The organism is Enterobacter sp. MGH120, from assembly GCF_001037725.1.
Taxonomy (GTDB): domain Bacteria; phylum Pseudomonadota; class Gammaproteobacteria; order Enterobacterales; family Enterobacteriaceae; genus Enterobacter; species Enterobacter hormaechei_C.
Map to the genome: position 1 here is coordinate 1,796,154 of NZ_KQ089940.1, position 21,967 is coordinate 1,818,120.

A 21,967-nucleotide genomic window follows, 5' to 3' on the forward strand; every position below is an offset into this window, starting at 1 on the left:
TCCTTTTTACCAGTAGAAGTATTGCATCAGGAAGACCTGATCGCTCGGGTCGCCGGAGGCATTTTTCATATAGAAGCGGCTGTCGGCAGCGGTGGCAAAACGCCCGCCGCCGTACTCGTACCAGATCCCGAACTGCATAAACGAGGTAGTTTTTTCAGCCGCATCGTCCGGACGATGTTTCGCGTAGCTGTAAGCAGTGGAGAGATAAACGCCTTTCAGGGCTTCCACCATGGCGCTGACCATAAATCCGCTCTCCGTGCCGGAGACGTTCTGTCCATCTGCCCGTCCGGTATGATGCCACGCGCGTGCCGCCAGGTTGGGTGTCAAAACGCCTGTTAAAAAGAGCTGGCCTGTACCGTCGGTAATTTCAAGACCGTTCATCCAGGTGACATCTTTCATGATGTCGTACTGAATATAGCCATTCGCCATTGCCGGATAGGTATATTTGTCGTCATAACGATCGTATTTGCCGAAGTGCAGCCAGGCCTTGCTTTCGTCATGGTGACCCGCTGGCGTGGCGGTGACGCTATAGCGCAGGTTGCCGGAGAGGTTTTGCACCTTTAGTGCGTACAAGATGTCGCGGGTGTTGGGGATCACATAACCCAGATCCGGCGTAAAATCGCCCCACCATTGCAGGTCATCGAGAGACGAGTCCTGGCGCAGGCTGAGCATGATCTCGGTGCTGTTATCGGTTTTGTAACCGCCGTAGAAGCGGTTAATCCCACCTTCAAACCCGCCCCAGCTGTGATCGGGCACCCAGGCGTTGCCCTGATGATCCGCCTGTACGGTCCAGCCTTCGCCGTAAATCAGGCCGAACCAGTTCCCCTGTTTTATCTCCAGACCGCCCTCAATATAAGTGCCGTCGCTGTATTTATGTTTATCCTGACCTTCTAAATCCATATACCCACCGACGCCCATCTCGCCATAAAAACGAAATGACGGGGAGGTTATTGCCGGTGTTTTGGTATCGTCATGTTCAGCGGGCCGGGCATCTTCTGCGGCAATAGCAGGGCAGCAGAAAGAGAGGGCAGCGAGTGCCCAAAATGTTTTTTGTTTAATTTTCATAAACTCATCCCAATGAGATAAAATCCATGCCTTTTATTTCAGTTAATATTCGAGGCAGGTGATGCTTCAATTTTTTGTTGTTCTTTTGATAATCCGTTTACGTATTTGCTGTATTTCCACCAGGCAAATCCGAGGAATAAAACAATGCCACCGACGTTATAGAAAATAATCGTCAGAATATTGGCACCGGTAGGGAAAGTGGATGCCACAAAACCAATGGCGAAAATAACAATCAGCATCGACACTATGGTTATACCCGTGGTTCGTGAACCCATCCTGAAATCGCGCGGCAGGTGATCGAGCTTACGACGCAGGTTGAGGTAGGCCAGCATAATAAACAGCGGCGGTAACATGGAGGCCGCAGCGGTCATATTGATGACGGTGTTCATCAGCTCCTGCGCGGTACTGGAGCCCATGGTCGGGATAATCATCAGTGGGATCACAATCAAATACTGGATCCAGGCCGCGCGCGCCGGTACGCCGTTTTCGTTCAGCGCCACGGTTTTCGGACCAAAAATGCCGGTCGGGATCTCCGAGAAAAAGATTTTGACCGGCGTCGCCGTCCACATCAGCAGGGAACCGAACATGGCGGTAAAGGAAACCAGACCGACGAAACGGTTCATCAACACTTCCGGCAGGCCAAACCACACCGCCAGACCGTGGAACACCTGCACCGAACCCCCGGTAAACTTCAACGCTTTGCTGCTGATAAAGACGTTGATCAGTACCGAGGAGATGGAGTACAGCACGCCGATAAAGATCCCCGCCAGGATGATCACTTTAACGAAAGATTTCGAACCGCCTTTCACATCGTTTACGTACACCGCGACGGATTCCGCGCCCCCGGCAGCCATAAATATCCAGGTGGTAATGCCGAGGAATGCCCAGTTAAAATGCGGGATCATCGCGTCGACGGTAATCGGATCAGCGGGCTGCACCCCACCCATTAGCGCCGCGCCCGCCAGCAGAATGTAAGAGAGCGTCAGCAGCAGCATCAGCGTGGAGGTTACAGACGTAATTGGCCCCAGCATCTTCGCCCCGTTGGTGGAGACCCACGTTGAGAAGGCGAACAGCACCATACTTAGCACCGTTGTGGCAAATGGTGTGAGAATGTACTCATAGCCAAGAAAGGCATAAGAGGCATAGGCAATGACGCGCGGTAATAACGAGGTGAAGAAGAATAAATTCACGAACCAGTATGTATAAGCGGTAATAAATGCCCAGCGCCCGCCGAGTGAACTTTTTACCCAGGCATAAACTCCAGCTTCTGAGTTTTTATTCAACGAGACAAACTCAGCGATAATTAAGCAGAACGGGATAAAATAGAACAGGGTTGCTAAAAAGAACATCGGCGCGGAGGCAAGTCCGAGTTCGATATTATTATTGATCACGTTGTTAAAACTAAACACGGCGGCAAAGGTCAGCGACAGCAGGCCGAATTTGCCGATGGTATTGCGTTTGGTGGTTTCAGACATAACGTTTCTCCGGGTAAGAGGCTAGCGGTGCTTCATTGGCACCGCTCGTTTTTTTATTTGTTATGGAAATAACCGTCTTCGATGGTCACATTGAGAATGACTTTTTTGACCGGCTCCTCGCTGATAAAGCGATACGCCTCATGGTTCTCACAAATTACGATCTGCCCCTCGCGCACCTGTTCGGTGGTACCCATGCCTTTCAGGTATTCTCGATCGGTCTCATCGCGGTAACACTCCACTGTCTGAAGCGCATCTTTGGCGGCATATTCAATTTTCTGCGCGCCCTGAAGGTAGTAATGCACCTCGAAATAGCGGCGATGCCCGACAAACAGCGCGTCGGTGCTGGCATCATTGGTCACACGGTAGGCCAGCGAATCGCCAATCGAATGGGCTACGCCGGGCGAGATATTATCGATATTGTTAATGGCTTCTGAGCAGCGCTGCCATTTGCGACCCGTGCGGTAATGCTGTTGAAACTGTTCCAGGCTCTCAAGAACGATCATTTGTCTGCCTCGCTGTGCAAATCCATGGAGAAGAAACCGGTGCCGAATTGCTGGCGTGCCAGCGCCATCGAGGCGATGCGGCCGCCATTGAGCGGGAGCAATGTGAAGCCGTAGCGGAACGGACTGAACCAGACGCGCCAGCTCTCCAGTACCTCACTTCCCCAGGAATTGGAGCCTAAGCCCAGCACCTGGTGGTCAAGATTAAGCGTAATGTCATCGCAGCGGCGCAGTTCGTTGCAGTGCTGTGCGGCGTGAATGTTCTCAGCCGTGTAGTGCCAGGCGCTGAAGTGGAGAGGCTGTTGCGGTACGACCAGCACGCCGCTGCCATGACGATCCGCGAGGGAGGCCCAGCGCACCTGCTGACGGTTGCCGTTGTTTTGCGGGAACGGATAATTTTCAAACATCTTATCAACCGTGGTGTGCCACAGGTCGATGGTGCTGGCCTGCTGGCTGTCCGGATAGTTTTCACCCGGCCCTCGCCCGTAGTAGCTCACCTGATCGAAACCGCCGTTGATGCCAAGCGTAAAGCCGATGCACGGAATAATGTGTGGGTACTCGCCGTAGCGCTCACCGCATAGCTCAACGTTGATCTGCCCGTCGGCGGCGATGCGCCAGCGATAGGTACAGCGCATGCCAAAATCAAACACTGGCGGGGCAATCAGGGTACGGGTGGTGACGATGATCGCATCGTTATGCTGCTCAACCTCGAAACCGCGCAGATGCTCCTGCATGATCTGGAAATGATACGGCTGCCACAGCCCTTCATACTCCTGCTTATGGTTATCAATCATGGGCTTGAAGAAGTTAATCTTCGGCTCACGGGTAAGGTATTCCTCACCGTTCACCTGCCAGGCGCTGAGTTTTCCCGATACTTTAGAGAAGGTCGCGCGGAAGTTATGCCCGGTCACGGTGCAGCTCAGGCGATCTTCCTCCAGACGCAGCGGAGTGGCACTGGTGTTGATAAACGGTGTCGGGCGTGCCGTGCGGCCTTTTAACGGGAACTGATACACCGCGATCTCGTGCCCGACCTCGCTGTAGCGCGTGGGACTGTTTTTGATAATACGTACAGTCAGGAATGCTTCGCGCTCGTCCAGTTCCGGCACGTGCAGGCTGACGCTGCGGGAGCTGTTGGGGGCCAACCCGGTGATGTTCAGTGGCTCGCTGTGCAGCGTTTCACCTTCCGCACGCACCTCCGTGAGCAGGGTGTAATCATCCAGGCTGGTGAACCATAAGCGGTTATCAACGTGCAGCTCACCGTTTTGCCAGCGCAGTTTGACCGGGGCGATCACCTGCTTGTACTCACGCAAACCTTGCCCGGGCGTTTGATCGGAGTAGATCAGCCCGTCGAGGCAGAAGTTGTAATTATTGGGGTAATCACCGAAGTCGCCGCCATAGGCGTACCAGATATTGCCGCTGGCGTCTGTTTTCTGAATACCGTGGTCGCACCACTCCCAGACATAATGCCCCTGAATGCAGTCGTGGCGATCGAATACGTTCTGATACTCGGTCAACCCGCCGGGACCGTTGCCCATCGCATGGGCGTATTCGCAGATAATGCGCGGTTTGGCGTGCGGGTATTCGCCAAACAGATTCATCAGCGGTACGCGGGTATACATGGTGGAGATAATGTCCACCACCTCGGCGTCGCGATCTTCTTCGTAGTGAAGCAGGCGAGTATCATCCAGCGCTTTTGCCGCACGGGCCATCGCGCGGATGTTACAGCCGTAGCCGGACTCATTTCCGAGCGACCAGATGATGATCGACGGATGATTTTTCTGCGCGTGAATATGGCGTTCGATACGCTCAACGTAGACCGGCTCCCAGACCGGATCGTCCGTAATGCGGCTCAGGTCGCCGACGTTGGCGAAGCCGTGAGACTCCACATCCGTTTCAGCCATTACAAACAGGCCGTACAGGTCGCAAAGCTCGTAAAAGCGCGGGTCGTTCGGGTAGTGGGCGGTACGTACCGAGTTGATATTGTGCTGCTTCATCAGGATCAGGTCGCGCTCCACGCGATCCATCCCCACCGCGCGGCCCCTCAGATGATCGTTGTCATGACGATTGACGCCGTGCAGCTTCAGATAACGGTTGTTAACGTAGAACAGGCCGTCTTTCACCTTGATATCCCGAAACCCGATGCGCTGCGGGATGATTTCCAGCGTCTGGCCATGGTTATCTTTTAAAGTCATGACCAGATGATAAAGATCCGGCGATTCAGCGGACCACTGGCGGGGTTGCCTCACCTCAATGCTGAAGGCGGTTTCCGCACGCTCGCTGACGGTCAGGTTGTCGGTTGTTCCCTTGTGCAGCACTGTCTCGCCGTCGTACAGGGTATAATCCAGTTGAACACAGCCAGGGCGTGCTGCAAGGTTTTCCAGCTCAAGCTGACAGAAGAGGGTGGCATCCCGGTATGCCTCGTCGAAGGTGGTTTTAACCGTGAAATCGCGGACATGCGTGAGTGATTTTCCCAGCAGGTAGACGTCGCGGAATATCCCCGCCGTCCACCACATGTCCTGATCCTCAATGTAGGTGGAATCTGCCCACTGCATAACCCGCACGCACAACAGGTTTTGCCCGCTGTGTACCGCATCGCTGATATCAAACTCGGCAGACAGTCGGCTGCCTTTGCTAAAGCCTATATAGCGGCCATTCACGTAGACTTCGAAATAGGTTTCGACGCCGTCAAACTTGATAAGGGTCTGTTTCTCTTGCCAGCTTTCAGAAAGCGTAAACCAGCGCTGGTATGCCCCGGTCGGGTTGTCTGACGGCACCCATGGTACGTCCACTGGGAAAGGAAAGCCTTCGTCGGTGTACTGCAACTGACCGTGACCTTCCATATGCCACATGCCCGGCACGGTAATATCGCCCCAGTCGGCCATGTATTCTGAGGTAAAGTTTTCCGGGACAAGCAGCGGGTTCGTGAAGAAGCGAAAGTTCCACTTTCCGCTTAGCGACAGAAAGTGGCTGCTGGCTTCACGCGCAAACGTGCGCGCCCGGGAAACGGTGTCATAAGAGAAGAAGTACGCACGCGGCGGGAGCCGGTTTTCATGCGTGAGTTGAATATTTTCCCAGCGATTCATGTGATCTCCCTGTAGGGGTAAAACATCATTGCTGGAGATTTTAGTAAATATTTTACTAAATAAAATCAGTAAAACCGATTTGCTTTAACTCGATCACGAAATTAAAAAAGCCGGGCGTGCCCGGCGGGAGAGTTAACAGGTGGAAATCAGCGGGTGGTGCCGCGCAGCTTCAGTACGCTCGGGACAAAGACCTGAAGCGGTAGCGCGCGGCCATCTCGGGCCTTTTCCAGCAGCAGATTAACGCCCTGGCTGCCCATCATTTCAGAGTGAATGCGCACGGTGGAAAGAGGCGGGAAGGTAAAGCGGGCGGTTGGAATGTCGTTCACGCTGATCAGTGAAATATCTTCCGGGATCGCCAGCCCTTTTTCGTGGATGGCGCGTAACACCCCGATGGCGATGGAATCGGAGGCCACGAACAAGGCGGAAGGCCAGCACTGTTGTGCCAGCATGATTTTTGCCAGTTCATAACCGGACGAACTGGAAAAACCGCCGCGCCAGATGTCCTGTTCCGATACCACCCCTTTCAGGAGCCCGTACTCCACGAAGGCGGCTTCCCGAATATCAGCCTTGCCTGGCTCATCTTCGCCGCCGATAAAGCCAATCCGCTTAACTCCCTGAGCAATAAAGAAATCCACGATCTGCTTGCTGATGCGCGAAAGGTCAATATCGACAGAATCGTACTCGCTGCCTGGCTCGTGAAAGTCGATAAAACAGACGTTGTCGGTCAACGACATTGCCGCACGTCGAAGCGCAGGGGAGGGTTTGCCTACAATCAACACCCCGGTGAGCTTTTTCAGCTCCGGCAGGGTGGCATTAGCGTAGCAGTTACTCAGTTCGACCCCCAGTTTTTCGCACTGCGTCTCAATGCCGTGGCGAATGGCAAGATAGTAAGGGTCGTTGATCTCCAGTTCCTGCTGGTAGCTGTAGAGCGCCAGAATATGTTGCTGACCGGCAGCGACAGACTGCATTTTACGGGAGGTCGTGCTTTTGTATTCCAGCTTCTCGGCAATCTCCAGAATGCGGTGTTTCGTCTCTTCTTTCACATTCAGCGTCGGGTCATCGTTTAAAACCCGGGATACCGTTGCCAGCGAGACGCCAGCTTCCGTCGCGATGTCTTTCAGCGTTGCCATGTTTGTCCTTATTCCCCACGAGATAGCTTATTGTAAAGGATGCGTTCGGACATGCATTAATTTTTAGTAAATAACATCCCTGTTGCCCTCGCCAGTTACCGTGTTATTATTTAGTAAAATTTTACCAAGGAGGCAAAAGTGGAAACGGTAGCATACGATGATTTTGCAAAGCTCGAGCTCCGCGTGGGGAAGATTGTTGACGTTAAACGTCACGCCAATGCGGACAAGCTCTATATTGCGCAGATAGAGGTGGGAGACAGAACGTTGCAAACCGTCACCAGCCTGGTGCCGTATTACCGGGAAGAGGAGCTGATGGGCAAAACGGTGGTGGTGTTGTGTAACCTGGCAAAGGCTAAAATGCGCGGTGAAACATCTGAATGCATGTTGCTCTGCGCGGAAACCGATGACGCCCGAGAAAGTGTGTTATTAACGCCGGAGCGGGTGATGGCGGCAGGGGTAAGAGTGGTGTGAAAAAGCCGGGTGGCGGCTACGCCTTACCCGGCCTACAAAGCCTCGAACCGCAGGCCGGGTAAACGACAGCGTCACCCGGCAAAAGCACTACAGCACGCTTAGCGCCTTCTCCACCACGTTCTCAACGGTAAAGCCGAAATATGGGAACAGCTTATCGGCCGGAGCGGATTCACCGTAACCATGCATCCCGACAATTGCCCCTTTCAGGCCCACGTATTTGTACCAGTAGTCGGCAATGCCAGCTTCAACCGCCACGCGCGCCGCGACGTTTGAAGGCAGCACCGATTCGCGGTACGCCTCATCCTGAGCATCAAAGATATCCGTTGAAGGGAGTGAAACCACGCGCACCGCGTGACCCTCGGCGGTCAGTTTCTCCGCCGCTTTTACCGTGATTTCCACCTCGGAACCGGTGGCGATCAGGATCACGTCTGGCTTGCCGCCGCTGTCTTTCAGGATGTACCCGCCGCGGGCGATATTTTTCACCTGCTCCGGCGTGCGCTCGATCTGCGCCAGGTTCTGGCGCGACAGGATCAGCGCCGTGGGTCCGTTATGACGCTCTACGGCCAGCTTCCAGCCCACTGCCGCTTCCACCTGATCGCAAGGACGCCAGGTGCTGAAGTTTGGCGTTAAGCGCAGGCTCGCCAGCTGCTCTACCGCCTGGTGCGTCGGCCCATCTTCACCCAGCCCGATAGAGTCGTGGGTGTACACCATGATTTGCCGCGCCTTCATCAGGGCCGCCATACGCGCCGCGTTACGGGCATATTCGACAAACATCAGGAAGGTGGCGGTGTACGGCACGAAGCCGCCATGGTGGGCGATGCCGTTGGCAATGGCGGTCATCCCAAACTCGCGCACGCCGTAGTGGATGTAGTTCCCGGCAATGTCCTCCTTCAGGGATTTAGAGCCGGACCAGATGGTAAGGTTACTTGGCGCCAGATCCGCCGAGCCGCCCAGCAGTTCGGGCAGGATTGGGCCAATCGCGTTCAGGGTGTTTTGTGATGCCTTACGGGTGGCAATTTTCGCCGGGTTGGATTGCAGGTTTTCAATCAGCGCCTGAGTTTTCTCTTCCCAGTCTTCCGGCAGGCCGCCGCTCATGCGGCGGGTAAACTCAGCCGCCAGCTCCGGATACGCTTTTTTGTAGGCGGCAAACTTCTCGTTCCAGGCCTGCTGCGCTTTTTCACCTGTTTCGCGAGCATCCCAGGCCTTGTAGATCTCTTTTGGGATCTCAAAGGCCGGGTGTTTCCAGCCCAGTTTCTGGCGGGTCAGCGCCACTTCCTCTTCACCCAGCGCCGCGCCGTGCGCCTCCTCTTTGCCCGCTTTGTTCGGCGAGCCGAAGCCGATGGTGGTGCGGCAGATGATCAGGGACGGTTTGTCCTTCACGCTCTGCGCTTCCTGAATCGCTTTTTTCACCGCCTCTGGATCGTGACCGTCGATCTCGTGCACCACGTGCCAGTGATAGGCTTCAAAGCGTTTCGCCGTATCGTCGGTAAACCAGCCCTCGGTTTCCCCGTCAATGGAGATACCGTTGTGATCGTAGAAGCCAATCAGCTTGCCCAGCCCCAGGGTGCCCGCCAGAGAACAGACCTCGTGAGAGATTCCCTCCATCAGACAGCCGTCGCCCATAAAGACATAGGTATAGTGATCGACAATCTCGTGGTCGGGCTGGTTGAACTGCGCGGCCAGCGTACGTTCGGCAATCGCCAGGCCAACCGCATTCGCCAGCCCCTGGCCCAGCGGGCCGGTAGTGGTTTCAACGCCCGGCGTATAGCCGATCTCCGGGTGGCCCGGCGTTTTGGAGTGCAGCTGGCGGAAGTTTTTTAATTCCTCAAGCGGCAGATCGTAGCCGGAAAGGTGCAGCAGGCTGTAGAGCAGCATCGAGGCGTGCCCGTTGGAAAGAATAAAACGGTCGCGGTCGTACCAGGTCGGATCGGTAGGGTTGTGCTTCAGGAAGTCGTTCCACAGCACTTCGGCGATATCAGCCATACCCATGGGGGCGCCAGGGTGGCCGGAATTGGCTTTTTGTACGGCATCCATGCTGAGGGCGCGAATGGCGTTGGCGAGCTCTTTACGGGACATAGTTCACTCCGTGGCAAGGTTAAAGTTTGGCGGCGAGAAGATCTTCGAGTTTGCGCTGGTCGACGGCGAACTGACGGATGCCGTCCGCCAGTTTTTCCACGGCCATTGGATCCTGATTGTGCTCCCAGCGGAATTCCGCTTCGGTCATGGGTTTTGGTTTTGGCAGAACGGTGGAGGTTGGCACCAGCTTGCGGATCACCGTCTCTTCACTCTCCTGAAGCTTCTTCAGCAGGTCTGGGGAGATGGTCAGCCGGTCGCAGCCCGCGAGCGCGAGGATCTGCTCGGTGCGGCGGAAGCTGGCCCCCATCACGATGGTCTCGTAGCGGTGCTGCTTGTAATAATCGTAGATATTACGCACCGATTTCACGCCGGGATCTTCGTCCACCACATACGGATCCATCGGCTGTTTCGCCTGATACCAGTCGTAGATACGTCCGACAAACGGTGAAATCAGGAACACGCCCGCTTCGGCGCAGGCACGCGCCTGGGCGAAGGAGAACAGCAGCGTCAGGTTACAGTTGATCCCCTCTTTCTCCAGCACTTCCGCCGCGCGGATGCCTTCCCAGGTGGAGGCAAGCTTGATCAGGATGCGTGATTTATCGATCCCCTGCTCCTGGTAGAGTTCCACCAGGCGGCGAGCCTTGCTAATGCTCTTTTCCTGGTCGAATGAGAGGCGGGCATCCACTTCGGTGGAGACGCGTCCCGGTATGCTTTTAAGAATTTCCGCACCGATATTGACCGCCAGCTTGTCACTGGCTTCGGCGACCTGCTGCTCCTGCGTTTTCCCGCGCTGTTTGCCGTAGGCAAGGGCGTCATCAATCAGATGACTAAAGTGCGCAAGACCGGCCGCCTTGAGCAGCAGCGAGGGGTTGGTGGTCGCGTCTTCAGGCTGGTAGTGACGAATCGATTCGATGTCGCCGCTGTCTGCAACCACGGTGGTAAATTGTTTGATGCCGTCTAGCTGGTTCATAATTACTCCTTGGAAATAAAAGAGTTAGTCGAGTGCGTCAGGTCACACTTCTGAGAAAATCATGATGGACTTAACAAAAAAGCATAGCAGACGGGGGAGGCATTGCTGTCTGAGACGGGTAACATGGCTGTTATAAATTGATAACAATTTTTATTCTGCAATGGTGAGAGTTTGGCAGCCTTCAAAGTTTAGGAGCCTGCCTGCGGCGATACTATGCGGCACACCAGGGTGTGCATAGGAACGTCAACATCACCCTTTTTGACCGAAACGTGAAAGGAATAACAAGATGGATGATCAGTTAAAACAAAGCGCTCTCGATTTTCACGAGTTTCCTGTTCCGGGTAAAATCCAGGTATCCCCGACCAAACCGCTGGCGACCCAGCGCGATCTGGCGCTGGCCTACTCGCCAGGCGTAGCTGCCCCGTGCCTTGAAATCGAAAAAGATCCGCTGGCAGCGTACAAATACACCGCCCGTGGCAACCTGGTGGCCGTTATCTCTAACGGTACGGCGGTACTGGGGTTAGGGAACATTGGCGCGCTGGCCGGTAAGCCGGTGATGGAAGGGAAGGGCGTTCTGTTTAAGAAATTTGCCGGTATCGACGTCTTCGATATCGAAGTGGACGAACTGGACCCGGATAAATTCATCAACGTGGTGGCGGCGCTGGAGCCGACCTTCGGCGGCATCAACCTGGAAGACATCAAAGCGCCGGAATGTTTCTATATCGAGCAGAAGCTGCGCGAGCGTATGAACATTCCCGTGTTCCATGACGACCAGCACGGCACGGCGATTATCAGTACCGCCGCCATTCTGAACGGTCTGCGTGTGGTGGAGAAAAACCTCTCCGACGTGCGCATGGTGGTCTCCGGCGCTGGCGCCGCGGCCATCGCTTGTATGAACCTGCTGGTGGCGCTGGGCATGCAGAAACACAACATCGTGGTCTGCGACTCCAAAGGCGTGATTTACAAAGACCGCGAGCCAAACATGGCTGAAACCAAGGCGGCCTATGCGGTGGAAGACGACGGCAAGCGCACGCTAGAAGACGTCATTGAAGGTGCCGACATTTTCCTCGGCTGTTCAGGCCCGAAAGTACTGACCCAGGAAATGGTGCAGAAGATGGCGCGCGCGCCAATGATCCTGGCCCTGGCGAACCCGGAGCCGGAAATTCTGCCGCCGCTGGCGAAGGCAGTGCGTGAAGACGCGATCATCTGTACCGGACGTTCGGACTACCCGAACCAGGTGAACAACGTGCTCTGCTTCCCGTTCATCTTCCGCGGTGCGCTGGACGTTGGCGCTACGGCAATCAACGAAGAGATGAAGCTTGCCGCCGTTCATGCTATCGCAGAGCTGGCGCACGCCGAGCAGAGCGAAGTGGTGGCCTCCGCCTACGGCGATCAGGATCTGAGCTTCGGCCCGGACTACATTATCCCTAAACCATTTGACCCGCGTCTGATCGTGAAGATCGCGCCAGCGGTGGCCAAAGCGGCGATGGACTCAGGCGTGGCGACGCGGCCGATTGAAGATTTCGATGCCTACGTCGATAAACTCACCGAGTTCGTCTACAAAACCAACCTGTTTATGAAGCCGATCTTCTCCCAGGCGCGCGCTGACGCGAAGCGCGTGGTGCTGGCGGAAGGGGAAGAGGCGCGCGTGCTGCACGCCACGCAGGAGCTGATCACCTTAGGGCTGGCGAAACCGATCCTGATTGGTCGTCCGAGCGTGATCGAGATGCGTATCCAGAAGCTGGGCCTGCAAATTAAGCCGGGCGTCGACTTTGAGATCGTCAATAACGAATCCGATCCGCGCTTCAAAGAGTACTGGAACGAATACTATTCGATCATGAAGCGTCGCGGGATCACCCAGGAGCAGGCGCAGCGGGCGGTGATCAGCAACACCACGGTGATCGGCGCGATCATGGTTCACCGCGGTGAGGCGGATGCGCTGATCTGCGGCACCATCGGCGAGTACCATGAGCATTTCAGCGTGGTGCAGGAGATCTTCGGCTATCGCGAGGGTGTCCATACTGCCGGCGCAATGAACGCGCTGCTGCTGCCAAGCGGTAACACCTTTATCGCCGATACCTACGTCAACGACGATCCTTCCCCGGACGAACTGGCGGAAATCACCGTGATGGCGGCGGAAACCGTGCGCCGCTTTGGTATCGAGCCGAAAGTGGCGCTGCTGTCGCACTCTAACTTCGGGTCATCCAAATCCGCGGCGGCGTGCAAAATGCGCCAGACGCTGGACCTGGTGCGCGAGCGTGCGCCGGAGCTGATGATCGACGGCGAGATGCACGGCGACGCCGCGCTGGTGGAGACCATTCGTAATGAACGTATGCCGGACAGCCCGCTGAAAGGCTCGGCGAACGTGCTGATCATGCCGAACGTAGAAGCGGCGCGTATCAGCTACAACCTGCTGCGCGTGTCGAGTTCTGAAGGGGTGACCGTAGGGCCAGTGCTGATGGGGGTGTCAAAACCGGTACATGTGTTAACGCCGATTGCCTCCGTGCGTCGTATCGTCAACATGGTGGCGCTGGCGGTGGTTGAGGCACAGACGCAGCCGCTGTAAGCGCTTTATGTCGGGTGGCGCGTTCGCTTACCCGACCTACGGGACTCGTAGGCCGGATAAGCCCAGCGTCATCCGGCAGTTACACCCAGTCCCGAACCCGAATAAACTCACGCAAGGCAGCCTCCGGGCTGCCTTCTTTGGGTTCAAAGCTGTATTCCCAGCGCACCAGCGGCGGCATCGACATCAGAATGGACTCCGTGCGCCCACCGGTTTGCAGGCCAAACAGCGTCCCGCGATCCCATACCAGATTAAACTCCACGTAGCGCCCGCGGCGGTACAGCTGGAACTCACGCTCGCGAACGCCGTAGTCGGTGTTTTTGCGGCGTTCGACAATCGGCAGATAGGCGTCGGTAAAGCCTTCACCCACCGCGCGCATAAAGCTGAACGCGGTATCAAAATCCGGCGTGTTGAGATCGTCAAAGAACAGCCCGCCGATGCCGCGCTGCTCGTCGCGATGCTTCAGATAGAAATAATCATCGCACCACTTTTTGTATTTCGGGTAAACGTCTTCGCCAAACGGCAGACAGAGGTCGCGCGCGGTGGTGTGCCAGTGCACGGCGTCCTCTTCGAAGCCATAGTAAGGCGTTAAGTCGAAACCGCCGCCAAACCACCAGACCGGATCGGCTCCCGGTTTTTCCGCGATGAAAAAGCGCACGTTGGCGTGGCTGGTTGGCACAAACGGGTTATGCGGATGCACCACCAGCGAGACGCCCATCGCCTCGAAGCTGCGGCCCGCCAGTTCAGGCCGATGCGCCGTGGCGGACGCCGGCATTGCATCACCGTGGACGTGGGAGAAGTTGACCCCGGCCTGTTCAAAAATGCCACCGTTACGCAGCACGCGGCTGCGCCCGCCGCCGCCCGCTTCGCGCTGCCAGGTGTCTTCCTGGAATTCACCGCCGTCTGCGGCGGCCAGTTTCTGGCAAATCGCGTCCTGTAGCTGCATCAGGAAAGTTTTGACCAGCTGTGCATTCGGTTTCATCAACGTTTCCTGGAGTGCGCTTTTTGATTATCGAACCAGTTGAAATAACTGATGACCCCGGAGGCGATAGCGTTCGCGATCTTCTGACGAAACGCCGTGGTGCCGAGTAAACGCTCCTCTTCCGGGTTGGTTATGAACGAGGTTTCAACCAGCACGGACGGAATGGACGGGGACTTCAGCACCACAAACGCGGCCTGCTCGGTGCTTTTACTGTGCAGACGGTGCACGGGCTTAATCCGTTTAAGGATATGCGAGCCGAGCGTCAGGCTGTTTTTGATGGTATCGGTCTGTACCAGATCAAACAGAACCTGCTGCAACAGATGGTCTTTGTCGGTGGCTTTTTTCCCGGCCACCTCATCCGCCCGGTTTTCGCGATCGGAGAGGTATTTCGCCATGGCGCTACTGGCGCCACGGTTGGAGAGGGCGAACACCGAGGCGCCTGCGGCGGAAGGGTTTGTGAAGCCATCCGCGTGAATGGACATAAACAGGTCGGCGCCGTGCTTATGGGCAATCTCCACGCGATCGTACAGCGGGATAAACGTGTCGCCCGTGCGCGTCAGGCGGGCGTCAATGCCGTTGCTGCGTAAAATTGCGCGCACATTTTTTGCAATTGCCAGCACGACGTGTTTTTCTTTCGACCCGTTTCGGCCAATGGCGCCGGTGTCGATCCCGCCGTGGCCCGGATCGAGCATGACCAGACGCTTTGCGCCAGCTTTTTTGGTTTTCGGCTTGCTGTGTCCGTTACTGGTTTTAAGCGAGCTCTCTTCTTTTGCCTGAGCCTGCTTTGCGATGCCCGTTAACGTTAAGGCCGCCAGCCCCGCTTTGAGAACCTGACGACGCGATGTGAGTGCTTTTAATGGTTTGAATGTGCTCATGCGGCCTGAATTGTAAAAATTGGGGTCCTGGTGTTATATCGTATCGCGTTTTGCGTGACGACATTCCTTATTGAGAATTGTTTTACTTTTCATTTCAATACGTGACAAAGTGACATTATGCCAAATTTTGGCGAGTTTTTCCCCGGTTATTGGCTAAATGCCCTGTTCACGCCATAATCACTGTTTTTAAACCCGAAAAGGCGGTTAATACCATGGAGATACGCGTTTTTCGCCAGGAAGATTTCGAAGAGGTGATCACCCTTTGGGAGCGCTGCGATCTGCTGCGTCCGTGGAACGATCCGGAAATGGACATCGAACGGAAGGTGAATCACGACGTCAGTCTGTTTCTGGTCGCTGAGGTCAACGGCGAGGTGGTCGGGACGGTAATGGGCGGGTACGACGGCCACCGCGGGTCGGCCTACTATCTGGGCGTGCACCCGGAATACCGCGCGCGCGGCATCGCCAACGCGCTGCTTAACCGTCTGGAAAAGAAGCTGATCGCCCGTGGCTGCCCGAAAATCCAGATTATGGTGCGGGAAGATAACGACGTGGTGCTGGGCATGTATGAACGTCTGGGCTACGAGCACGCGGATGTACTGACGCTGGGTAAGCGCCTGATCGAAGATGAAGAGTACTGAGTTCCACCCTGGCGACTATGATGTTCACGGTCGTCTGCGTCTGCCTTTTTTGTTCTGGTGCGTTCTGCTGTTGCAGGCCCGCACCTGGGTGCTATTCGTGATGGCTGGCGCGTCGCGCGGGCAGGGCGATACGCTACTGAATCTCTTTTATCCCGATCACGATGCGTTCTGGCTGGGGTTACTACCCGGTGTACCGGCGGTGCTGGCGTTCCTGTGCAGCGGTCGGCGGCAGTTCCTCCCGCGCTTCTGGCGCGCGCTTCGCTGGCTGTTGATTCTGGCGCAGGTTGTGCTCCTGGCCTGGCAACCCGTACTCTGGCTGTACGGCGAGCCGCTTTCCGGTATCGGGATTGCGCTGGTGGTGGCGGATATTGTCGCGCTGCTGTGGCTGGTCACGAATCCCCGTTTACGCGCCTGTTTTACGCAAGAGTCAGATTAAAACGGCACTTTTTGCCGATACTGCACTCCAACAAGCGTTGATTTACTACGTAAGGACGTCTCAATGAAATCGCTGCGTTTACTTTTATGCGCTCTCCCGCTGGCGTTAACCGGCTGTTCCACGCTCTCATCCATCAACTGGTCTGCGGCCTATCCGTGGAACTGGTTTGGCTCCTCAACGGAAGTGACCGAGCAGGGCGTGGGCAAAATCACCGCGTCGACGGCGCTGGATCAGGATGCCATTCAGGAGGCCATCGGCAGTGATTATCGCCTGCGCAGCGGCATGAAAACCGAGAACGGCAACATCGTGCGCTATTTCGAAGCGTTGAAAGACGACAAGGTGGCGATGGTCATCAACGGCGATAAAGGTACGGTCAACCGCATTGCGGTGATGGATGAAGAGATCCCGACCTCAGGTGGCGTGAAGGTAGGTACGCCGTTTGGCGAGCTCTACCAGAAAGCGTTTGGCCACTGCGCCAGCGTGCCGTCGGATGATAGCGTGGCGGTCGAGTGTAAGGCCGACGGCAGCCAGCACATTAGCTATGTATTCAGCGGCAGCTGGAACGGTCCGGAAGGGTTAATGCCCTCTGACGACACCCTGAAAAAGTGGAAAGTGAGCAAAATTATCTGGAAGCAGTAATTTGCGCCTGAGCAAGCCGCCTCGCTGAAATCCAGGTATAATAGCCGCCATCAATGCCACGCTGTCGTGGCATCTTTTTTTCAGGAGGAGCGATGTCTCAGGTTCAGAGTGGCATTTTGCCAGAACATTGCCGCGCGGCGATTTGGATTGAAGCCAACGTCAAAGGGGACGTGGATGCCCTGCGCGCGGCCAGCAAAATTTTCGTTGATAAACTGGCCACCTTTCAGGCCAAATTCCCCGAAGCCCATCTGGGCGCGGTGGTTGCCTTTGGCAACACCGTCTGGCGTCAGCTGAGCGGCGGCGAAGGCGCAGAAGAGCTGAAAGACTTTATTCCTTATGGCAAAGGTCTTGCGCCCGCCACCCAGTATGACGTCCTGATCCATATCCTCTCCCTGCGCCATGACGTGAATTTCTCCGTCGCTCAGGCAGCGATTGAGGCCTTTGGTGACAGCATCGACGTGCAGGAAGAGATCCACGGTTTCCGCTGGGTGGAAGAGCGCGATTTGAGCGGCTTCGTCGACGGCACCGAAAACCCGGCCGGGGAAGAGACGCGTCGCGAGGTGGCTGTAATCAAGGATGGCGTGGACGCAGGCGGCAGCTACGTGTTCGTCCAGCGCTGGGAGCATAACCTCAGGCAGCTTAACCGCATGAGCGTGCATGACCAGGAGATGATGATTGGCCGCACCAAAGACGCCAATGAAGAGATTGACGGCGATGCGCGTCCGGTCACGTCCCACCTGACCCGCGTTGACCTTAAAGAAGACGGTAAGGGGCTGAAGATTATTCGCCAGAGCTTGCCGTACGGCACCGCGAGCGGTACGCACGGCCTGTACTTCTGCGCTTACTGTGCGCGCCTCTACAACATCGAACAGCAGCTGCTGAGCATGTTTGGCGATACCGACGGCAAGCGTGACGCCATGCTGCGCTTCACCCGTCCGGTGACCGGCGGCTACTACTTTGCGCCGTCCGTTGAGCGCCTGCTGGCGCTGTAAATCGCTCTCCATTCGTAGGCCGGGTAAGCGTTAGCGCCACCCGGCAATTTCTCCCGCACCCCTTATTCCCTTTTCTGCTTCTAAATCACCAAACGGTATATAAAACCGTTACTCCTTTAGACTCCGTTATAAATATTATGACTATAAGATAGTCATCACATTTATAAGGGTGCGCAATGGCCGTTACTGTACTGAAAAAAGGATCGCTGGCACTGGCAGGTTTACTGCTGGTGGCGCAGGCGCAGGCAACCGAGTTGCTGAACAGTTCTTATGATGTTTCGCGCGAGCTGTTTGCCGCCCTTAATCCCGCATTTGAACAGCAGTGGGCGAAAGAGAACAACGGCGACAAGCTGACCATCAAACAGTCGCACGCTGGCTCATCCAAGCAGGCGCTGGCCATTTTGCAGGGGCTGAAAGCGGATGTGGTGACCTACAACCAGGTCACGGACGTGCAGATCCTGCACGACAAAGGCAAGCTGATCCCGGCGGACTGGCAAAGCCGCCTGCCGAACAACAGTTCGCCGTTCTATTCCACCATGGGCTTCCTGGTGCGCAAGGGCAACCCGAAAAACATTCACGACTGGAACGACCTGGTGCGTTCTGACGTCAAGCTGATTTTCCCGAATCCGAAAACCTCCGGCAACGCGCGTTATACCTATCTGGCGGCGTGGGGCGCGGCGGACAAAGCTGACGGTGACGATAAAGCGAAAACCGAACAGTTTATGACCCAGTTCCTGAAAAACGTCGAAGTGTTTGACACCGGCGGCCGGGGCGCAACCACCACTTTCGCCGAGCGCGGGCTGGGCGATGTGCTGATCAGCTTTGAATCCGAAGTGAACAATATTCGTAAACAGTACGAAGCGCAGGGCTTCGAAGTGGTTATCCCGAAAACTAACGTTCTGGCCGAGTTCCCGGTGGCGTGGGTGGATAAAAACGTCAAAGCCAACGGCACTGAGAAAGCGGCAAAAGCCTATCTCAACTATCTGTACAGCCCGCAGGCGCAGACGGTGATTACTGACTATTACTACCGCGTTAATAATCCGGACGTGATGAACAAGCTGAAAGACAAATTCCCGCAGACCGAGCTGTTCCGCGTGGAAGATCATTTCGGCGCCTGGCCTGAGGTGATGAAAACGCATTTTGCCAGCGGCGGTGAGTTAGACAAATTGCTGGCGGCGGGGCGTAAGTAATGTTTGCAGGATCAACAAGACGTGTGCTGCCGGGTTTTACCTTAAGCCTCGGGACCAGCCTGCTGTTCGTCTGTCTGATTTTATTGTTACCGCTCAGCGCTCTGGTGATGCAGCTCGCTGAGATGAGCTGGTCCCAGTACTGGGAAGTGGTCACCAACCCGCAGGTGGTGGCGGCTTACAAGGTCACGCTGCTGTCTGCGTTCGTGGCCTCGATTTTTAACGGCGTGTTTGGCCTGCTGATGGCATGGATCTTAACCCGCTATCGCTTCCCGGGCCGCACGCTGCTCGACGCCCTGATGGATCTGCCGTTTGCCCTGCCGACGGCGGTGGCCGGTTTGACGCTGGCGTCGCTGTTCTCCGTGAACGGCTTTTACGGCGAATGGCTGGCGAAGTTTGATATTAAAGTGACCTATACCTGGATCGGTATCGCGGTGGCGATGGCCTTTACCAGCATCCCGTTTGTGGTGCGTACCGTGCAGCCGGTGCTGGAAGAGTTAGGCCCCGAATACGAAGAGGCCGCGGAAACTCTGGGCGCCACGCGCTGGCAGAGTTTCCGTAAGGTTGTGCTGCCGGAACTTTCTCCGGCCTTGCTGGCGGGGGTGGCGCTTTCCTTTACCCGCAGCCTCGGTGAATTTGGCGCGGTCATTTTTATCGCCGGGAACATCGCGTGGAAAACCGAAGTGACCTCGCTGATGATTTTTGTCCGTTTGCAGGAGTTTGATTATCCGGCGGCGAGCGCGATTGCCTCGGTGATCCTTGCCGCGTCGCTGCTGCTACTGTTTTCGATTAACACTCTGCAAAGTCGCTTTGGTCGACGTGTGGTAGGTCACTGATGGCGGAAGTTACGCAATTGAAGCGCTATGACGCGCCCCGCATCAACTGGGGCAAATGGTTTCTGATTGGTACCGGCGTGCTGGTCTCCGCATTCATTCTCGTCGTGCCGATGGTGTACATCTTCGTGCAGGCCTTCAGCAAAGGGATTATGCCCGCGCTGCAAAACCTGGCCGATCCGGACATGCTCCACGCCATCTGGCTGACGGTGATGATTGCCCTGATCACCGTCCCGGTGAATCTGGTGTTTGGCGTATTGCTGGCCTGGCTGGTAACGCGCTTTAACTTCCCGGGGCGTCAGCTGCTGCTGACCCTGCTGGATATCCCGTTTGCGGTGTCTCCGGTGGTGGCGGGTCTGGTTTATCTGCTCTTCTACGGCTCCAATGGCCCGCTGGGCGGCTGGCTGGATGAACACGACCTGCAAATCATGTTCGCCTGGCCGGGAATGGTGCTGGTGACCGTCTTTGTCACCTGTCCGTTCGTGGTGCGCGAGCTGGTGCCGGTGATGCTCAGCCAGGGCAGCCATGAAGATGAAGCCGCGGTGCTGCTCGGCGCTTCCGGCTGGCAGATGTTCCGCCGCGTCACGCTGCCTAATATCCGCTGGGCACTGCTTTACGGCGTGGTGCTGACCAACGCCCGTGCGATCGGTGAGTTTGGCGCGGTGTCGGTGGTATCCGGCTCGATTCGCGGCGAAACCCTGTCGCTGCCGTTACAGATTGAATTACTGGAACAGGACTACAACACCGTCGGTTCCTTTACTGCCGCAGCGTTGCTGACGCTGATGGCGATTTTGACCCTGTTTTTGAAGAGTGTGGTGCAGTGGCGTTTAGAGAATCAGGAAAAACGTCAGCATCAGGAGGGAAATCATGAGCATTGAGATTGCCAATATTAAGAAGTCTTTTGGTCGCACCCAGGTGCTGAATGATATCTCGCTGGATATCCCTTCCGGACAAATGGTGGCGCTGCTGGGGCCGTCTGGCTCCGGTAAAACCACGCTGTTGCGCATTATCGCCGGGCTTGAACACCAGACCAGCGGACATATTCGCTTCCACGGTACGGACGTTAGCCGCCTGCACGCCCGCGACCGTAAAGTGGGCTTTGTATTTCAGCATTATGCGCTGTTCCGCCACATGACGGTATTCGACAACATCGCGTTTGGCCTGACCGTGCTGCCGCGTCGTGAACGTCCAGATGCCGCCGCCATCAAAGCGAAAGTGACCAAACTGCTGGAGATGGTGCAGCTTGCGCATCTGGCGGACCGCTTCCCGGCTCAACTTTCCGGCGGGCAGAAGCAGCGCGTGGCGCTGGCGCGTGCGTTAGCCGTTGAACCGCAAATCCTGCTGCTGGACGAACCGTTTGGCGCGCTGGATGCACAGGTGCGAAAAGAGCTGCGCCGCTGGCTGCGTCAGCTGCATGAGGAACTCCAGTTCACCAGCGTTTTCGTGACCCACGATCAGGAAGAGGCGATGGAAGTGGCCGATCGCGTGGTGGTAATGAGTCAGGGCAACATTGAGCAGGTTGACGAGCCAGAGCAGCTCTGGCGTGAACCGGCGACCCGCTTTGTGCTGGAGTTTATGGGGGAAGTAAACCGCCTTCAGGGCACCATTCGCGGCGGTCAGTTCCACGTTGGCGCGCACCGCTGGCCGCTGGGGTATACCTCCGCGCATCAGGGGCCGGTGGATCTGTTCCTGCGTCCGTGGGAAGTGGACGTCAGCCGCCGTACCAGCCTGGATTCACCGCTTCCGGTGCAGGTGCTGGAAGCTAGCCCTAAAGGGCACTACACCCAATTAGTGGTACAGCCCCTGGGCTGGTACACCGAGCCGTTGACCGTGGTTATGCGTGACGACGTGCCGCCGTACCGGGGGGAGCGCCTGTTTGTCGGGCTGCAACACGCGCGCATTTATCATGGCAACGAGCGCATTGAGACGCGCGAGGATATTGCTCTGGCGGAGTCAGCCTGATAGGTTATTAGTATGTTTATCGCCCGGTGGCGCTGCGCTGACCGGGCCTACAGTTATCACTGCGTCTTGTAGGCCGGGTAAGCTAAGCGC

At 56.3% G+C, this 21,967-nt stretch carries 19 protein-coding genes; 10 read left to right on the forward strand and 9 right to left on the reverse strand.

Annotated elements, in window-relative coordinates; translation table 11 throughout:
* Positions 1-6 precede the first annotated feature (6 nt).
* From ygjJ to ebgR, 5 genes are all read right to left on the reverse strand, one after another.
* A complete protein-coding gene (gene ygjJ / locus SK54_RS08535) occupies positions 7-1,065 on the reverse strand; it encodes a protein YgjJ (protein WP_017692955.1) in 1,059 nt (352 codons plus the stop codon).
* A gap of 38 nt (positions 1,066-1,103) precedes the next feature.
* Positions 1,104-2,540, reverse strand: a complete 1,437-nt coding sequence (locus SK54_RS08540) for an amino acid permease (protein WP_015572212.1) — start codon at positions 2,538-2,540, stop codon at positions 1,104-1,106.
* Positions 2,541-2,593: 53 nt separating this feature from the next.
* Positions 2,594-3,043, reverse strand: a complete 450-nt coding sequence (locus SK54_RS08545) for a beta-galactosidase subunit beta (protein WP_017692956.1) — start codon at positions 3,041-3,043, stop codon at positions 2,594-2,596.
* The gene (gene ebgA, locus SK54_RS08550) at positions 3,040-6,123 is read right to left on the reverse strand and encodes a beta-galactosidase subunit alpha (protein ID WP_048247037.1); all 3,084 of its coding nucleotides are present in this window, start codon (positions 6,121-6,123) and stop codon (positions 3,040-3,042) included. The genes SK54_RS08545 and ebgA overlap by 4 nt, the downstream gene beginning before the upstream one ends.
* Positions 6,124-6,269: 146 nt before the next feature.
* Complete coding sequence (gene ebgR / locus SK54_RS08555; protein WP_015572215.1) at positions 6,270-7,253, reverse strand: transcriptional regulator EbgR; 984 nt, start codon at positions 7,251-7,253, stop codon at positions 6,270-6,272.
* A gap of 138 nt (positions 7,254-7,391) precedes the next feature.
* Between ebgR and SK54_RS08560 the strand changes: the two genes are divergently transcribed.
* Positions 7,392-7,724, forward strand: a complete 333-nt coding sequence (locus SK54_RS08560; protein WP_017692958.1) for a tRNA-binding protein — start codon at positions 7,392-7,394, stop codon at positions 7,722-7,724.
* 87 nt (positions 7,725-7,811) lie between these two features.
* On the opposite strand, the gene tkt is transcribed toward SK54_RS08560, so the two are convergent.
* The gene (gene tkt, locus SK54_RS08565) at positions 7,812-9,800 is read right to left on the reverse strand and encodes a transketolase (protein ID WP_015572216.1); all 1,989 of its coding nucleotides are present in this window, start codon (positions 9,798-9,800) and stop codon (positions 7,812-7,814) included.
* 19 nt (positions 9,801-9,819) lie between these two features.
* Positions 9,820-10,770: a transaldolase gene (gene tal, locus SK54_RS08570; protein ID WP_015572217.1), complete on the reverse strand. Its 951-nt coding sequence runs from the start codon at positions 10,768-10,770 to the stop codon at positions 9,820-9,822.
* 286 nt (positions 10,771-11,056) lie between these two features.
* Between tal and maeB the strand changes: the two genes are divergently transcribed.
* Positions 11,057-13,336 carry an NADP-dependent oxaloacetate-decarboxylating malate dehydrogenase gene (gene maeB, locus SK54_RS08575; RefSeq protein ID WP_017692960.1) on the forward strand — a complete coding sequence of 760 codons (2,280 nt, stop codon included), beginning with the start codon at positions 11,057-11,059 and terminating at the stop codon, positions 13,334-13,336.
* Positions 13,337-13,415: 79 nt separating this feature from the next.
* Here maeB and hemF read toward each other — a convergent pair whose 3' ends face one another.
* Positions 13,416-14,315, reverse strand: coding sequence for an oxygen-dependent coproporphyrinogen oxidase (gene hemF, locus SK54_RS08580; protein WP_017692961.1), 900 nt, complete (start codon positions 14,313-14,315; stop codon positions 13,416-13,418).
* A complete protein-coding gene (gene amiA / locus SK54_RS08585; protein ID WP_015572219.1) occupies positions 14,315-15,190 on the reverse strand; it encodes an N-acetylmuramoyl-L-alanine amidase AmiA in 876 nt (291 codons plus the stop codon). The genes hemF and amiA overlap by 1 nt, the downstream gene beginning before the upstream one ends.
* Positions 15,191-15,402: 212 nt before the next feature.
* Here amiA and SK54_RS08590 point away from each other — a divergent pair, with 212 nt between their 5' ends.
* The 8 genes from SK54_RS08590 to cysA all read left to right on the forward strand — a co-directional run bounded on the left by SK54_RS08590 (position 15,403) and on the right by cysA (position 21,877).
* The gene (locus tag SK54_RS08590; protein WP_003861292.1) at positions 15,403-15,828 is read left to right on the forward strand and encodes a GNAT family acetyltransferase; all 426 of its coding nucleotides are present in this window, start codon (positions 15,403-15,405) and stop codon (positions 15,826-15,828) included.
* Positions 15,815-16,264, forward strand: coding sequence for a DUF2919 domain-containing protein (locus tag SK54_RS08595; RefSeq protein WP_045344321.1), 450 nt, complete (start codon positions 15,815-15,817; stop codon positions 16,262-16,264). The genes SK54_RS08590 and SK54_RS08595 overlap by 14 nt, the downstream gene beginning before the upstream one ends.
* Positions 16,265-16,327: 63 nt before the next feature.
* On the forward strand, positions 16,328-16,903 hold the full coding sequence (locus tag SK54_RS08600) for an RpoE-regulated lipoprotein (protein WP_040117923.1): 576 nt from the start codon (positions 16,328-16,330) through the stop codon (positions 16,901-16,903).
* A 92-nt stretch (positions 16,904-16,995) separates the two neighbouring features.
* Positions 16,996-17,895, forward strand: coding sequence for a Dyp-type peroxidase (locus SK54_RS08605; RefSeq protein ID WP_015572221.1), 900 nt, complete (start codon positions 16,996-16,998; stop codon positions 17,893-17,895).
* Positions 17,896-18,071: 176 nt separating this feature from the next.
* Positions 18,072-19,085 (forward strand): sulfate ABC transporter substrate-binding protein, encoded by a 1,014-nt coding sequence (locus tag SK54_RS08610; protein ID WP_047717141.1) that lies wholly within the window; start codon positions 18,072-18,074, stop codon positions 19,083-19,085.
* A complete protein-coding gene (gene cysT / locus SK54_RS08615; RefSeq protein WP_017383478.1) occupies positions 19,085-19,918 on the forward strand; it encodes a sulfate/thiosulfate ABC transporter permease CysT in 834 nt (277 codons plus the stop codon). Before SK54_RS08610 ends, cysT begins: the two co-directional genes overlap by 1 nt.
* Positions 19,918-20,793 (forward strand): sulfate/thiosulfate ABC transporter permease CysW, encoded by an 876-nt coding sequence (cysW, locus tag SK54_RS08620; RefSeq protein WP_003861305.1) that lies wholly within the window; start codon positions 19,918-19,920, stop codon positions 20,791-20,793. Before cysT ends, cysW begins: the two co-directional genes overlap by 1 nt.
* Positions 20,783-21,877: a sulfate/thiosulfate ABC transporter ATP-binding protein CysA gene (gene cysA / locus SK54_RS08625; protein ID WP_017692966.1), complete on the forward strand. Its 1,095-nt coding sequence runs from the start codon at positions 20,783-20,785 to the stop codon at positions 21,875-21,877. Before cysW ends, cysA begins: the two co-directional genes overlap by 11 nt.
* Positions 21,878-21,967: the final 90 nt, after the last annotated feature.

Excerpts from the sequence above, each read along its gene's own strand:
- hemF (WP_017692961.1), bottom strand. The coding sequence starts at position 14,315 with ATGAAACCGAATGCACAGCTGGTCAAAACTTTCCTGATGCAGCTACAG.
- SK54_RS08610 (WP_047717141.1), top strand. The coding sequence starts at position 18,072 with ATGGCCGTTACTGTACTGAAAAAAGGATCGCTGGCACTGGCAGGTTTA.
- tal (WP_015572217.1), bottom strand. The coding sequence starts at position 10,770 with ATGAACCAGCTAGACGGCATCAAACAATTTACCACCGTGGTTGCAGAC.
- SK54_RS08590 (WP_003861292.1), top strand. The coding sequence starts at position 15,403 with ATGGAGATACGCGTTTTTCGCCAGGAAGATTTCGAAGAGGTGATCACC.
- cysW (WP_003861305.1), top strand. The coding sequence starts at position 19,918 with ATGGCGGAAGTTACGCAATTGAAGCGCTATGACGCGCCCCGCATCAAC.
- tkt (WP_015572216.1), bottom strand. The coding sequence starts at position 9,800 with ATGTCCCGTAAAGAGCTCGCCAACGCCATTCGCGCCCTCAGCATGGAT.
- SK54_RS08540 (WP_015572212.1), bottom strand. The coding sequence starts at position 2,540 with ATGTCTGAAACCACCAAACGCAATACCATCGGCAAATTCGGCCTGCTG.
- amiA (WP_015572219.1), bottom strand. The coding sequence starts at position 15,190 with ATGAGCACATTCAAACCATTAAAAGCACTCACATCGCGTCGTCAGGTT.
- SK54_RS08595 (WP_045344321.1), top strand. The coding sequence starts at position 15,815 with ATGAAGAGTACTGAGTTCCACCCTGGCGACTATGATGTTCACGGTCGT.
- cysT (WP_017383478.1), top strand. The coding sequence starts at position 19,085 with ATGTTTGCAGGATCAACAAGACGTGTGCTGCCGGGTTTTACCTTAAGC.
- cysA (WP_017692966.1), top strand. The coding sequence starts at position 20,783 with ATGAGCATTGAGATTGCCAATATTAAGAAGTCTTTTGGTCGCACCCAG.
- ebgA (WP_048247037.1), bottom strand. The coding sequence starts at position 6,123 with ATGAATCGCTGGGAAAATATTCAACTCACGCATGAAAACCGGCTCCCG.
- ygjJ (WP_017692955.1), bottom strand. The coding sequence starts at position 1,065 with ATGAAAATTAAACAAAAAACATTTTGGGCACTCGCTGCCCTCTCTTTC.
- SK54_RS08605 (WP_015572221.1), top strand. The coding sequence starts at position 16,996 with ATGTCTCAGGTTCAGAGTGGCATTTTGCCAGAACATTGCCGCGCGGCG.
- SK54_RS08600 (WP_040117923.1), top strand. The coding sequence starts at position 16,328 with ATGAAATCGCTGCGTTTACTTTTATGCGCTCTCCCGCTGGCGTTAACC.
- maeB (WP_017692960.1), top strand. The coding sequence starts at position 11,057 with ATGGATGATCAGTTAAAACAAAGCGCTCTCGATTTTCACGAGTTTCCT.
- ebgR (WP_015572215.1), bottom strand. The coding sequence starts at position 7,253 with ATGGCAACGCTGAAAGACATCGCGACGGAAGCTGGCGTCTCGCTGGCA.
- SK54_RS08545 (WP_017692956.1), bottom strand. The coding sequence starts at position 3,043 with ATGATCGTTCTTGAGAGCCTGGAACAGTTTCAACAGCATTACCGCACG.